The 14,124-nt window shown below is 69.6% G+C and carries 7 protein-coding genes; 1 reads left to right on the top strand and 6 read right to left on the bottom strand.

Annotation, left to right across the window (positions count from 1 at the left end; genetic code table 11):
• Positions 1 to 94: 94 nt before the first annotated feature.
• The 4 genes from ACXJLH_RS07515 to ACXJLH_RS07530 all read right to left on the bottom strand — a co-directional run bounded on the left by ACXJLH_RS07515 (position 95) and on the right by ACXJLH_RS07530 (position 6,532).
• Complete coding sequence (locus tag ACXJLH_RS07515; RefSeq protein WP_457443271.1) at positions 95 to 1,456, bottom strand: sigma-54-dependent transcriptional regulator; 1,362 nt, start codon at positions 1,454 to 1,456, stop codon at positions 95 to 97.
• On the bottom strand, positions 1,443 to 3,287 hold the full coding sequence (locus ACXJLH_RS07520) for an ATP-binding protein (protein WP_457443273.1): 1,845 nt from the start codon (positions 3,285 to 3,287) through the stop codon (positions 1,443 to 1,445). Before ACXJLH_RS07520 ends, ACXJLH_RS07515 begins: the two co-directional genes overlap by 14 nt.
• Positions 3,265 to 4,605 carry an MFS transporter gene (locus tag ACXJLH_RS07525; RefSeq protein WP_457443274.1) on the bottom strand — a complete coding sequence of 447 codons (1,341 nt, stop codon included), beginning with the start codon at positions 4,603 to 4,605 and terminating at the stop codon, positions 3,265 to 3,267. Before ACXJLH_RS07525 ends, ACXJLH_RS07520 begins: the two co-directional genes overlap by 23 nt.
• 166 nt (positions 4,606 to 4,771) lie before the next feature.
• Complete coding sequence (locus ACXJLH_RS07530) at positions 4,772 to 6,532, bottom strand: DUF885 domain-containing protein (protein WP_457323693.1); 1,761 nt, start codon at positions 6,530 to 6,532, stop codon at positions 4,772 to 4,774.
• A gap of 380 nt (positions 6,533 to 6,912) precedes the next feature.
• Here ACXJLH_RS07530 and mfd point away from each other — a divergent pair, with 380 nt between their 5' ends.
• A complete protein-coding gene (gene mfd, locus ACXJLH_RS07535; RefSeq protein ID WP_457443276.1) occupies positions 6,913 to 10,368 on the top strand; it encodes a transcription-repair coupling factor in 3,456 nt (1,151 codons plus the stop codon).
• 2 nt (positions 10,369 to 10,370) lie between these two features.
• Here the strand turns inward: mfd and ACXJLH_RS07540 are convergent, their stop codons facing one another.
• The gene (locus tag ACXJLH_RS07540; RefSeq protein ID WP_457443277.1) at positions 10,371 to 13,286 is read right to left on the bottom strand and encodes an AAA family ATPase; all 2,916 of its coding nucleotides are present in this window, start codon (positions 13,284 to 13,286) and stop codon (positions 10,371 to 10,373) included.
• 31 nt (positions 13,287 to 13,317) lie between these two features.
• On the bottom strand, positions 13,318 to 14,064 hold the full coding sequence (locus ACXJLH_RS07545; RefSeq protein WP_457323681.1) for a PEP-CTERM sorting domain-containing protein: 747 nt from the start codon (positions 14,062 to 14,064) through the stop codon (positions 13,318 to 13,320).
• Positions 14,065 to 14,124 lie beyond the last annotated feature (60 nt).

A 14,124-nucleotide genomic window follows, 5' to 3' on the forward strand; every position in this document is an offset into this window, starting at 1 on the left:
GCAGCCTATCGCCCGCGAACGACGGGCGTCGGATCCGCGCGACGCGCCGGCCGATGACCGGGACAGGCTGCAGCCGGCGGCGACGGGCGGCGCCTCAGCCGGAGCGATAGGCGTCGGCGTCCAGGCCCAGGCGGCGGATGCGGTCGTGCAGTGTCTTGCGCGCCAGGCCCAGGCGATCGCCGGCCTTGGCAATATTGCCGCCGCTCTCCTGCAAGGCCTGCACGATCCACTGCCGCTCGACGGCAGCCAGCGCCTCGTCCAGCGGCGCCTGCGGCAGGACGGCGGGCTCGCTGGGCGTCGGCAAACTGGGCGGCGTGGCTTCGCTGACCAGGCCCAGCACCCAGCGCTCGGCAAAGTTGCGCAGCTCGCGCACATTGCCCGGCCAGTCGCGCGCTGCCCAAGCGGCGAGTTGGGCGGCGCTCCAGGCCGGCACCGGGCGCTGCAGGCGTTCGCCAGCCTGGGCGCAGAAATGGCTCAGCAGCAGCGGGATGTCCTCGCGGCGCTGGCGCAGCGGCGGCAGCGCGATGCTGGCCACGTCCAGGCGGTAGAACAGGTCCTCGCGGAAGCGCCCTTCCCTGGCCAGCTCCAGCAGGTCCACCTTGGTCGCCGCGACAACACGGCAGGCCAGCGGCACGGCCGTGTTGGCGCCCAGCCGCTCCACGCTGCGCTCCTGCAGCACGCGCAGCATCTTGACCTGCAGGGGCATGGGCATGGACTCGATCTCGTCGAGGAAGACGGTGCCGTCGCCAGCAAACTCCAGCTTGCCGATGCGGCGCTTGGCCGCACCCGTGTAGGCCCCGGCCTCGGCGCCAAAGATCTCGGACTCGAACACACTCTCGGGCAGGGCGCCGCAGTTGATGGCGACGAAGGGACCGGTCGCGCCACTGGCCGCGTGCAGGGCGCGGGCGACGACCTCCTTGCCGGCACCGGTCTCGCCGTGGATGAGCACATCCACGCGTGCCGGACCGAGGGTGGCGATCAACGTGCGCAGTTGCTCCATCGCGGCACTCGCGCCCAGCAAGCCGTCGGCGGGTCCGCCCGCAAGCTGGGCCTTCAGCCGCCGGTTTTCCAGCACCAGGCGGCGCTGAGCCAGCGCGCGGCGCACGACCTCGACGAGGTGCTCGGCCGAGAACGGCTTCTCGATGAAGTCCCAGGCGCCATCGCGCATCGCTTCCACGGCCATGCCGATGTCGCCGTGGCCGGTCACGAGGATGACGGGCAGCTCGGGGTCCCGGGCGCGCAGCGCATGCAGCAGCGCCAGGCCGCTGTCGCCGGGCAGTTGCACATCGCAGACGACGATGCCAGCAAAGCCCGGCTGCAGCCAGGCGCGCGCCGCCTCGGCGGACTCCACGCCGTGACACCGCAGGTCGGCCAGGCGCAGGCTCTGGGCCGTGGCCAGGCGCACTTGCTCGTCGTCTTCGACGAGCAGCACATCGGTAGGTTCAGGCGCGGCCATGCGGCGATTGTGTGATGGGCAGCCTGAGGATGAACTGCGCCCCACCCTCGGGTCGATTGCCGCCCTGCAGCGAGCCACCCAGCGCGTTGGCGATGGAAGCCGAGATGGACAGCCCCAGCCCCAGGCCGTCACCGCGGCGCTTGGTCGTGAAGAAAGGCTCGAAGAGACGCGCCTGCACATCGTCGCTCAGCCCGGGGCCGTCGTCGCTCACGCGCAGCAGCGCCTGACCGGCATCGACCTCGGCCTGCAGCGTCACCGTGCCGCCGCCCTTCTCAGCGCTGGCGTCGATGCCGTTGCGCAGCAGGTTGACGAGCACCTGTTCGATGCGCACCTGCTGGCCCAGCACGGCCAGGCCTTCGGGCACGGGCAGGCAATCGAGCCTGACGCGCTGGCGGCGCGCTTCAGCGCTGACCAGGGCCACCGCGGCCTGAAAGGCTTCCGCCACCACCACCGGCTGTACGCGCAACTCGTCGCGGCGGGCAAAGCCCTTGAGCTGGCCGACGATGGCGGCGATGCGCTGGGTCAAGCTGTCAATGGACTGCAGATTGGTCTCAGCATCGGCCTGCATGCCGCGTTCGAGAAACACGCGGGCGTTGTCGTTCAGCGCCCGCAGCGCCGCCAACGGCTGATTGATCTCGTGCGTGATGCTGGCGGCCATCTGGCCCAGCACGGCGAGCTTGCCGGCCTGCACGAGGTCGTCCTGCGTGGCGCGCAGCGTCAGCTCGGTGCGATGAAGTTCGTCCACGCGCGCCTGCAGCTCGCGTGTGCGCTCGGCGATGCGCGTCTCCAGGCTGTCGTAGGCGGCACGCAGTGCGCCCTGGGCGGCCAGGCGCTCACGGGCGCGGCGGCGGCGCAGCTGCAGGTAGGCCAAGGTCAGCAACAGCGATACCCAGCCCAAGGCGGCAGCCCAGGCACGGCCGGCGGCGATCTGCTCCGCACCGCGGATCTCGGTGAAAGACAGCAGCGCCCAGCCGCGGCCCTGGACCGGCTGCTCGGTAACGAGGGCGCGCAGCTTGGCAGCCGCCGTGGCGATGCGCTCGATGCGCAGTTCGGTCGCCGCGCGTGAGGGCTCGCGCCCCAGCGCAGGCAGCGGCAGGTCGCCGTATTGCTGCGTGTCGTGCAACTCGGCGCGTGCCGCGTCCGACAGCGGCTGCAGCGTGCGGTACTTCCATTCCGGCCGGCTGGCCAGGAAAACCACGCCGCGCGCGTCGGCCAGCATCAGCTCGCCGGCGCTGCGGGCCCAGTTGGCTTCCATCTCGTCGAGGGACACCTTGAGCACGACGACGCCCGCCACCGCACCGGAGAGCCGGTGGGCGATGAAGTAGCCCGGCGTGCCGGTCGTCGAGCCGCGCGCATAGAAGTGGCCGCCGCCCTGCGCCATCGCGTCGCGGAAGTAAGGCCGGTAGGCGTAGTTCTGGCCGACAAAGGTCTGCGGCTCACGCCAGTTGCTGGCGGCCAGCGTCAGGCCCTGCGCGTCGATCAGGAAGATGGCCGCTGCGGAGGCGTCTTGCGCAACGCCTTCGAGCAACACGTTGACTTCCGCCGCGCGTGCCTGGGATGACGGCACGGCCAGCAACCCGGCCAGCGCCGGATGGCGCGCCAGCACCTGCGGCACGACCTCGTACTTGTCCAGCGCGCCGGTCAGCTCGTGCGCGACAAAGCGCAGATGGCGCTGCGCGTCGTCACGGGTCTGCGCCAGCGCCAGGTCCAGCGACAGCCGCCAGGCCGCGTACGCGACCGCTGCGCCGCCCAGCACCACCAGCAACAACAGCCCGAGGCTGCGTCGCCAGCGGGGCGGCTTGTTTGCATCAGTGGTGGGCAGCTTCGGCATCGATCCTTGAGTGTTGGCGCGTGTCACGCATCAACAGGTAGACGAGCAGCGAGCAGGCGATCACCGCGGTAGCGTACCAATAGAAGCCGCTCTCCATGCCCTGCTGCTTGAACCACAGCGCGATGTACTCGGCGGTGCCGCCGAAGACCGACACGGCGATGGCATAGGGCACGCCGACACCGGTGGCGCGGATGGAAGCGGGGAAGAGCTCGGCCTTCACGACCGCGTTGATGGAGGTGTAGCCGCTGACGATGAGCCAGGCGCAGGCAATCAGCCCAAAGGCTTCCCACGGCCCCTGGGCATGGCGCAGCGCCGTCAGCAGCGGCACCGTGAAGATCGTGCCCAGCACCGCAAAGCCCAGCAGCAGCGGCTTGCGGCCGATGCGGTCCGACAGCGCGCCGTAGATTGGCTGCAGCAGGGCCGCGAACACCAGGCTGGCGGCGGACACGGCCGTGGTCTGCGCGTCCGTCAGGCCCACCGACAGCTTCAGGAACTTCTGCATATAGGTCGTGTAGACGTAGAAGGCCAGCGTGCCGCCCATGGTCAGGCCGATGACGATGAGGCATTCGCGCGGGTGCTGCAGCAGCAGCTTGAAGCCACCCATGCGGTCCTTGTTGCGCTTCTTCTCAGCCTGGAAGGCCTGGGTCTCGGGCAGGTCGGACCGCATGACCAGCGCCACGATGGCCAGCAGCGCGCCGATGAAGAAGGGGATGCGCCAGCCCCAGGCCTTGAGCTGGGCGGCGTCGAGCACGAAGTTCTGCAGCACCAGCAGCACGACGAGCGCCGTCAGCTGGCCACCGATCAGCGTCACGTACTGGAAGCTGGCATAGAAGCCGCGGTGCTTGGACGTCGCCATCTCCGACAGATAGGTGGCGCTGGAGCCGTACTCGCCACCCAGGCTCAGGCCCTGCAGCAGGCGCGCGAACAGCAGCATGGCTGGTGCCCAGACGCCGACGGCCGCGTAGGTGGGCGAGCAGGCGATCAGCAGCGAGCCGCCGCACATCAGCAGCACCGAGGCCATCAGCGCCAGGCGCCGGCCGTGGCGGTCGCCGATGTAGCCGAACAGCAGGCCGCCGACGGGCCGGATGAAGAAGCCCAACGCGAAGATGGCCGCCGTCGACATCGACTGGGCCACCGGATCGGATGATGGGAAGAAGGACGACGAGAAGTAGAGCGAGAAGGCCGCGTAGCAGTAGAAGTCGTACCACTCGACGAGGTTGCCGAGGGAGCCGACGAGGATGGCCTTCAGGCGGCTGAACTCGATGCGGTCGGGCACCGCCGCCACAGCGGCCGAAGCCGGGGGATAGATCGCTGACATGGGGCTTGTCTCCTGGGTTGTGTGCCCCAGGATGAGCAGCTTGCGTGCCAAGACCGTGCGTGGCCGTGCGCCAGGGTGGCGCGCGATGCACGCCCCCGTCACTTCGGCGGATTTCCGCCGAGCATGACGCCGCGCAGCCGCCGCTGGCGGAGATCCGCCGCCGCGTTCAGCGCTGCTTGGCGACCCACTCCATGACCAACTCGCGCAGCACCGGCAGCGGCACCTGGCCGGCGGTCAGCACGACGCGATGGAAGCCCTTGACGTCGAACTTCGGCCCGAGCGCCTGTGTCGCCTCGGCACGCAGCTTGGTGATCTCCAGCTGGCCGATCTTGTAGCCCAGCGCCTGGCCGGGCCAGACGATGTAGCGCTCGACTTCGGAGACGACGTCGCTCTCGGCCATGGAGGAGTTGTCGAGCATGAACCGAATGGCCCGCTCCCTCGTCCAGCCCTTGGCATGCAGGCCCGTGTCCACCACCAGGCGCATGGCGCGCAGCTGCTCGTCCGACAGACGGCCGTACCACTGATAGGGGTCGGTGAAGAGGCCCAGCTCCTTGCCCAAGCTCTCCGAATACAGCGCCCAGCCTTCCACATAAGCCGTGTAGTTGCTGCCGAAGCGGCGGAAGGCCGGCAGCGTCGCGTCTTCCTGCGCGATGGAGATCTGGAAATGGTGGCCGGGCGAGGCTTCGTGCAGGGACAGGGTCTCCATGCCGAAGATGGGCTGGGCCTTCAGGTTGAAGGTGTTGACGTAGAACACGCCCGGCCGCGAGCCGTCGGTCGTGCCGTTCTGGTAGGAAGCGCCGGCGGCGCTCTCGGCGCGGAAGGCCTCGACTTCCTTGACCTCGTAGTCGGCCTTGGGTTGGATGTCGAAGAGCTTGGGCGTCAGGCCGTTGATCTTCTTCTGCAGGTCGCGGTAGCCATTGAGCAGGTCCTCCGCCTTGCTGAAGTAGAACCTGGGGTCGTCCTGCAGGTACTTGAAAAAACCTTTCAGGTCGCCCTGGAAGCCGACCTCCTTCCGCACGCCCTCCATCTCGCCGAGGATGCGCGCGACCTCCTTCAAGCCAATGGCATGGATCTGGTCGGGTGTCAGCTTCAGCGTGGTGGACTGCTGCACACGGTGGGCATACCAGGCCTTGCCGTCGGGCAGGGCCGACCAGCCCGTGCTCTTGCGCGCCTTGGGCATGTACTCGTCGCGCACAAAGGCCAGCAGGCGGGCATAGGCGGGCAACACGCCCGTCGACAGCAACTTGCGCATCTCGGCCGCAATGCGCTCGCGGTCGGCGGCGGGCACAGCCTCGGGGAAGTTCTTGATCGGCCCCCAGAACAAGCTCTTCTCGGGGTCGGTCACGGCCAGGGCCGTCAGCTGCGGCAGCACCTTTTCCATGACCGCGCGCGGCTGGGTCACGCCGGCCTTGAGGCCGTCGCGCATATTGGCAATGCTGCCGTCGAACAGGGGCACCGCCAGAGCCAGGCGCTTGAGCCAGTCGTCGTAGTCCTTGGTCGTCCTGAAGGGCTGGATGGATTGGCCCGTGCCCATCTGCGCCAGGAAGCTGGGCAGGCCACCGATCTGGCTGATGGGCTGCATCCAGTCCGGGAAGCGCTCGCCAGCCAGGTTCTGCTCCAGGTCGAGCTTGAGGATGCTGTAGGAGACGCGGTCCCTGGGTTCCAGTTTGGCCTTGCTGAAACCGGTCAGGGCCTTCAATTGCTCCTGCAACTCGCGCTTGGCCTGGACGCGGTAGGCCGCGGTCGTGGTGTCGATGAGGCGGTCGTTGTAGCGCGGGTCGCCGAGGGACGTGGCGAGGATGGGCTGGCGCTGCAGCGTCAGTTCCCACTGGGCATCCAGCCATTGGTGGAAGCGTTCGCTCTCGGTGGGAGCGGCCCAGGTGGGCAGGCTTGCGACAAGCAGGCTCAGGGCAAGGCGACGACGCATGAGGTCTCCAGTTTCGAGGTGGCGCGATGCTAGCTATAGACCTGCTGACAGCCAAAGGGCATGGCTTCCCTAGAATCGCGGGCCTGTTAACACCACGGCAATGGGCCGCGAAGGCCAGCCGCCAGGGCCAATCAAGGCGCAGCGCGCCGGCCGCACTCATGTGCGGGCAAGCGCTGCAACGCAGAGTGGTCCTGGCAGCTGGCCTTCCCGGAGGGTTGTGGCCAGAAAGGCCGCGCGCGGCGTTGCAAATCCTCGCCGGATGACCGACCCGGCTGCGGTTTGCGCCTTGCTCGCGGCCTTTCTGGTCACAACGCGGCCCATCGCCGTGGTGTCAACAGGCCCCTGCCCCGCTTCGGGGCTGTTGTCGTTTGTAGAGCTCCATGACGCTGCCATCGCTGCCGGCCATTGCGCCGGGCAAGAAGTTCACCCACCCTCGCCCCGTCGGCTCAGCCGACGCCCTGCTGCTCGCGCGCTTCGTGCAGCAGCAGCGCGACGCCGGGCGCATGGCCGCCATCTTCACGGCCGAGCCGGGCGACACGCAGCGCCTGGAAGACGAGCTGAAGTTCTTCGCGCCCGAGCTCAAGGTCGCTGTCTTCCCCGACTGGGAAACCCTGCCCTACGACAGCTTCAGCCCCCACCAGGACCTGATCTCCGAGCGCCTGGCCACGCTGTGGGAGCTGCTGCAAAGCAAAAAAACGAAAAGCATCGACGTGGTGCTGATGCCCGCGTCGACCGCGCTGACGCGCCTCGCGCCGCCCAGCTTCCTGGCCGGCACCACCTTCAACTTCAAGCAGAAGCAGCGCCTGGACGAGGCCTCGCTGCGCTCCCAGCTCACGCTGGCCGGCTACACCCACGTCAGCCAGGTCGTGCAGCCGGGCGAGTACGCCGTGCGCGGCGGCCTCATCGACTTGTTCCCCATGGGCTCTGCCGTGCCCTATCGCGTCGATCTGTTCGGCGACGAGGTCGATTCCATCCGCACCTTCGACCCCGACAGCCAGCGCAGCCTCTACCCCGTGCCCGAGGTGCGCCTGCTGCCCGGGCGCGAGTTCCCGATGGACGAGGTGGCGCGCAAGAAGTTCCGCGAACGCTGGCGCGAGAAGATGGACGGCGACCCGAGCAAAGCGCGCATCTACCGCGACATCGGCGAGGGGATCGCCTCAGGTGGCATCGAGTACTACCTGCCACTGTTCTTCGACCAGACGGCCACGGTCTTCGACTACCTGGGCGGCGAGGCCGGCCTGGCCCTGCACGGCGAGGTGGATGAAGCCATCCAGCGCTTCTGGACCGACACCAAGGAGCGCCACCGTTTCCTGCAGCACGACCCCGAGCGGCCGCTGCTGCCGCCGCAAGAGATCTTCCTGACGGCCGAGGACTTCTTCGGCCTGACCAAGCCGCACGCGGTGCTGTCGGTGCGCGGCGGCGAGCCAGTGGACTTCGCCCGGCCTCTGCCCGACATCAGCGTCGAGCGCGGCGTGCAGGAACCGCTGGCCCGCCTGGCCGCCCACCTGAAGGCGACGCCGCACCGCGTGCTGCTGCTGGCCGAGAGCGAAGGCCGCCGCGAGAGCCTGCTGGAGCAGCTGCGCGACAGCAAGATCGAACCGCCGTCGGTCAAGGACCTGGCCGAGTTCCTGGCCGGCGACGAGAAATACGCAATAACCGCCGCGCCGCTGGCGACGGGATTCTTTTGGAACGACGCGCAGCAACCCGTTCAGCTTTTCACTGAGACGGAACTGTTCGCGACGATGCCGACGACCCGGCGGCGGCGCAAGCAGGAGCAGGTCAGCGACGTCAATGCGCTGATCAAGGACCTGTCCGAGCTGAAGGTGGGCGACCCGGTCGTGCACATCAACCACGGCATCGGCCGCTACCAGGGCCTGGTCAACATCGACGTGGGCGACGGCAGTTCGGAGTTCCTGCACCTGGAGTACGCCGACAAGGCGACGCTGTATGTGCCGGTGGCCCAGCTGCACCTGATCGGCCGCTACACCGGCGTGAGCGCCGAGGAAGCACCGCTGCACAAGCTGGGCTCGGGCCAATGGGAGAAGGCCAAGCGCAAGGCCGCCGAGCAGGTGCGCGACACCGCCGCCGAGCTGCTCAACCTCTACGCCCGCCGCGCTGCTCGCGAGGGCCACGCCTTCCGCTACTCGGGCCACGACTACGAAGCCTTCGCCGCGTCCTTCGGCTTCGAGGAAACGCCCGACCAGCGCGCCGCCATCCACGCCGTCATCCAGGACATGATCAGCCCCAAGCCCATGGACCGCCTGGTCTGCGGCGACGTGGGCTTTGGCAAGACCGAGGTGGCGCTGCGCGCGGCCTTCGTCGCGGTGATGGGCGGCAAGCAGGTCGCCATCCTGGCGCCCACCACGCTGCTGGCCGAGCAGCATTACCAGAACATCGTCGACCGCTTTGGCGCCTGGCCGGTCAAGGTGGCGGAGATGAGCCGCTTCCGCTCGGCCAAGGAGATCAAGGCCGCCATGGAGGGCATCGCCGACGGGACGCTGGACATCGTCGTCGGCACGCACAAGCTGCTGTCCGCCGAGGTCAAGTTCAACCGCCTCGGCCTGCTCGTCATCGACGAGGAACACCGCTTCGGCGTGCGCCACAAGGAGGCGATGAAGGCCATGCGCGCCGAGGTCGACGTGCTGACGCTGACGGCCACGCCGATTCCTCGCACGCTCGGCATGGCCTTGGAAGGCCTGCGCGACCTCAGCGTCATTGCCACCGCGCCGCAGCGCCGCCTGGCCATCAAGACCTTTGTGCGCGCCGAAAGCAGCGGCACCATCCGCGAGGCGGTGCTGCGCGAGTTGAAGCGCGGCGGCCAGGTCTATTTCCTGCACAACGAGGTCGAGACCATCGAGAACCGGCGCCAGAAGCTCGAAGAGCTGGTGCCCGAGGCGCGCATCGTCATCGCCCACGGCCAGATGCCCGAGCGCGAGCTGGAGCGCGTCATGCGCGAGTTCGTGGCCGGCAAGCACAACCTGTTGCTCTGCTCGACCATCATCGAGACCGGCATCGACGTGCCGAGCGCCAACACCATCATCATTGCCCGTGCCGACAAGTTCGGCCTGGCCCAGCTGCACCAGCTGCGCGGCCGCGTCGGGCGGTCCCACCACCAGGCCTATGCCTACCTGATGGTGCCGGACATGCAGGGCCTGACCAAGCAAGCCCTGCAGCGGCTGGACGCCATCCAGGCCATGGAGGAACTGGGCTCGGGCTTCTACCTCGCCATGCACGACCTTGAAATCCGCGGCGCCGGCGAGATGCTGGGCGAGCATCAGAGCGGCAACATGATGGAGGTGGGCTTCCAGCTCTACAACGACATGCTCAGCGAAGCCGTGCGGTCCCTCAAGGCCGGCCGCGAGCCCGACCTGCTGTCGCCGTTTGCCGCCACCACCGAGATCAACCTGCACGCCCCGGCCCTGCTGCCCGATGCCTACTGCGGCGACGTGCAGGTGCGGCTGTCGCTCTACAAGCGCCTGGCCACGGCCGAGAAGAACGAGCAGATCGACGCCATGCTGGAGGAAATCACCGACCGCTTCGGCAAGCTGCCCACGCAGGGCCAGACCCTCTTCGACACCCACCGATTGCGCGTGCTGGCCAAGCCCTATGGCGTCAGCAAGATCGACGCGGCGCCGGCGCTGATCAACATCAACTTCCGCCCCAACCCACCCATCGACCCGATGCGCGTCATCGAGCTGGTGCAGAAGAACCGCAACATCAAGCTGGTGGGTAACGAGAAGCTGCGTGTCGAGAAGCAGCTCTCCAGCCCGCAGGACCGCGCCCAGGCCGTGCGCGAGGTGCTGCGACTGCTGGGCCAGCCAATCAAGACCGAATAGCCCTAGCGTCCTTGAACCGGCGCCAGCCCGCGCAGCGCCGCATCGGCGCGGCTCAGCAGCTCGGCGAAGCCCTGGCGCTGCGCCAGCTCCACCGCCTCCAGCAGCAAGGGCCGCGCGTCGCGCGCCGGCAACCCCTCGGCCTGCAGCAGCAGCCCCTCGGCCAGCGGCTCCAGCAGGCCGGCGTCGCGTGCGACGGCCACCTGGCGGGCGGCAGCAGCCGCATCGCCGGCCAGCAGTTCCAGCCGTGCCAGGCGGATATGCACAAGCGGATGCTGGCTGCGTGGCAGCAGCGCACGCAAGCGTTCGGCCAGAGTGGGGTCGTGCGGCAGGCCGCGGGCCTCGCGCAGCAGGCCGCGCAGCCAGGCGAGGTGTGACACGCGCAGCGGGTCGCGGCTGCTCGCCAGCAAGGGCTCGGCCAAGCCCAAGTCGGCTTCAGCAAGATCGAGGCAGCCGCTCTGCCAGTACAACCGCGCGCGCCGCGTCAGCGCCTCGGCCTCGAACAGGGCCGAACCTTGCGAGCGGCCCAGCTCCAGCGCGCGGTCCAGCACGCCGCGCGCCTCGCCGTAGCGGCCGGCGCTGGTCAGCGTGAGGCCCAGCATCAGCAGCGACAAGGTCTCGGTATGCGCCACGCCCTGCCAGCTCAGCAGGCTGCGCCGCGCCATCTGTTCGGCGCGATCCAGCTCGCCCAGCGCCTGCAGCATCACGCCCAGGTCGCTCTCGATGGTCAGGCCCCGACAGTAGTCGGGATGGCGCTCCAGCAGCAGCTCGAAGGCATCGCGCGCGGCCCGCACCTGGCCACCGAACCAGTGGATCTGGCCTTCGTAGCTCAGCAGCGAGGGCCGCGCCGGTGCGAGTTGGCGCAGCTGGCCCAGCAGCGCCCAGGCGGCCGGGATGTCGGGCTCGCGCATGGCCAGCTCGATCAACACCTCACAGGCATTGCAGCGCTCGGCCAGCGGCAGCCGCGGCAACAGCGGCCGCAGGCGCTCGGCCAGCGTGGCGGCATGCGCCAGGTCGCCCGAGAACACGGCGTTGTCCACCAGGCCGGCCAACGCCTGCCCCTGGATCTGCTCGCGCTGCGCCGGGTCGGCCACGGCGCCGGCCAGCTCCAGCACCTGCTGCAGCGCTTGGCGACCGGCAGGCAGGTCATGCAGCAGCGCACATTCGGCCAGACTGAGCCGGGCTTGCAGCGCCAGCGCCGGCTCGCGCGACTCGGCGGCAACGCGCTGCCACAGCGCCTGGGCCTCGTCGTAGCGGCCGCGCAGCTTCTGCTGGGCCGCGCCGCGGTGCAGCCAGGCCAGCGCCGTCTGCGCCTCACCGGCGCCCTGCCACAGCGCGGCCACGGCCAAGGGCTCGGCGGCGCCTTCCGCGCGCGCGCCCAGCGCCAATGCGGCCCGTTGTCGCAGCGCCTGCGCCTCGAAGGCCGGCAGCACCACGAGAACCGCTTCGCGCACCAGGTCATGCCGGCATTGCAGGGCGCCGTCGGGCTCTTCGCGCAGCAGCGCGGCCTGCAGTGCCGACCGGGCCGCGGGCAGCAATTCGGCATCGGGCACCGCGGCCACGCTGCCCAGCACCGCCAACGGCAGCGGCCGGGCCAGCACGGCGGCTGCGCCGACAAGGCCATGCGCTGCCGGGCTCAGGGCCTGCCAGCGCCGCAGCAGCAACTCGTGCACGCGCGGGGACACGGGCGCGCCGTCGGCCCGGGCCCGCAGCAGCTCACCCAGCACAAAGGCATTGCCGTGGCTGGCCGCGAGCAGCGCGGGAGCGTCGGCGGCGCTCTGGCCAGCGCGGTTCAGCAGCTGCTGCACAGCCTCCAGCGCCAGCCCCGGCAGCGCCAGGCAACGAACGTCCTGCTGCCGGGCCAGCCAGTCGCGGTGCTCGGCCGGCAGTTCCTCGCTCCGCGCGGCGCCGCGCCAGCGCAGCCGGCCGCGGTGGCTCAGCAGGGCCAGCAGCTCCAGGCTGGCCGCGTCCACCCATTGCAGGTCATCGACCAGCAACAGCGGCCCCAGCGCCTCCAGCACGCGCGCCAGGCCCTCCAGCAGCCGGGCACGGGCACTCAAGGCGTCCAGCGGCGGCAAGGGCTCGTCGATGGCCAGCTCGGGCAGCAGCCGCGCCAGGTCCAACCGGTAGGCGGCCAGGCCGCGCTCGGGCTGGCGCAGCAGCGCCCGCAACGTGTCCAGGCGCGGCAGCAGCAGTTCGACGACGGGCCGGTAAGGCATCTCCGCCAGCCCCTCGCGGCCTTGCAGCACGGGGGCGCCGGGGAAGGCCGCCTTCAGCACGCTGGTCTTGCCCACGCCGGCCTCGCCCAGCAGCACCAGCGCCGGCGCGGCCTCGCGGCGGATCTGGCCCAGCCATTCAGCGCGGCCGCACAGCGCCTGATCGGTTTCGGTCGGCGGCGCCCCGCCCCGCTCCAGCAGCACACGCAGCGGCGCCTGCCAGGCTGCGGTGCCGGCGCGTTGCAAAGCGCGCCGAGCGGCTTCGTCCCAGCGGCGTTGCAGCAGCGCGCCATGGTCGTCGGCCCAGCGCCAGAACTCGTCGAAGCCGGCAAACCTGAAACCCTGCAGCCAGGCCATGGCCGGACGGGCCAGCAGCTCGGCGCCGTCGGCCTCGGCGCAGGCCATCTCCAGCAAGGCCAGGTCGTGCGGCAGCTGGAGACAGACGCGCTGCCGCTCGGCCACCAAGGCATCGGCCTGGCCGAACCCGGCCAGCAGCTGGCGCAGCCGGTGCAAGTTGATGCGCAGATGGTGCCGGGCCTGTTCGCGCTCGGCATCCGGCCAGAACAGCGCCGCAAGCTGGCCACGCTCCACCCAGTGGCCCAGGCAGGCCAGATGGATCAGCAGGCAGCCCGGCAGTGTGGCGGGCAGAGGCAGACTTTCAGCGGCATCGGCCTGCCAGGCCGGCGCTCCCAGCAGCTTGAGCATGGCGCGCAGTGTGCCGTGGCGCTTCCCGCGGTCAAGCGCGGCGGCGGCGCAATACCAGCAAGCCGATGCCGGCCGCCAACATCAGCCATGCCGAGGGTTCGGGCACCGGCGTCAGCGTGGCGGAGAAGTTGTCCAGGCTGAGGAAGGCGCTGCCGCCGGTGCAGCCGTTGACGCTGTTGCAACTGGTGCCAAGCGTGTAGCGGAAGCCCACGTAGATCGGCAGGGCGCCCGCGCTGAAGTCGGGGCGCTGCGCGGACCCGGCCACCGGTGGCACCCAGTCGGCCGCCGCGGCCACGAAGGACCACTGCTGCGACAGGTAGTCGGGCTTGATCATTGCCTTGCCAGTCACGAGGTCGCTGCCGATGACGGTGTAGGTCACGCCGTTTTGCATCAGGGCCGGCCGGATGCTGCCAAGCGTGTCGAAGGCAAAGCTGCTGGACAGCCCGCGGATGTCGGCGCTGAATTCCAGCTTCTGCAGCGCGCCCAACTGCGCCGGGTCGTAGGCCAGCGCCGTATAGAAGGCGCCCAGCCGGTTCATCGAGCTGGACAGGCCGGGGCTGCTCGGCGTGACATAGCTGATCACCCAATGCGAGCCCGGGTTGCCCAGGTTGGCGTCGATGACCATGTTGGCGTCTGCCGGACCATCGTCGGTGATCTGGATCAGGCTCCAGTCGGCGGCATGGAAGTCACCGACCTGCAGGCTCAGGCCCGAGGCGGCGGCATGCGTGGCGAGCGCCAGCGCGAGGCCGGCGACAGAAACAGAGGCGAGGCGAGACATGAGCGAACTCCACGGCTTGAGGACGTGGCGGACTCTGCGCGGCCAGCGTCTCTGCACCGT

This window comes from Roseateles sp. P5_E4, assembly GCF_054049255.1.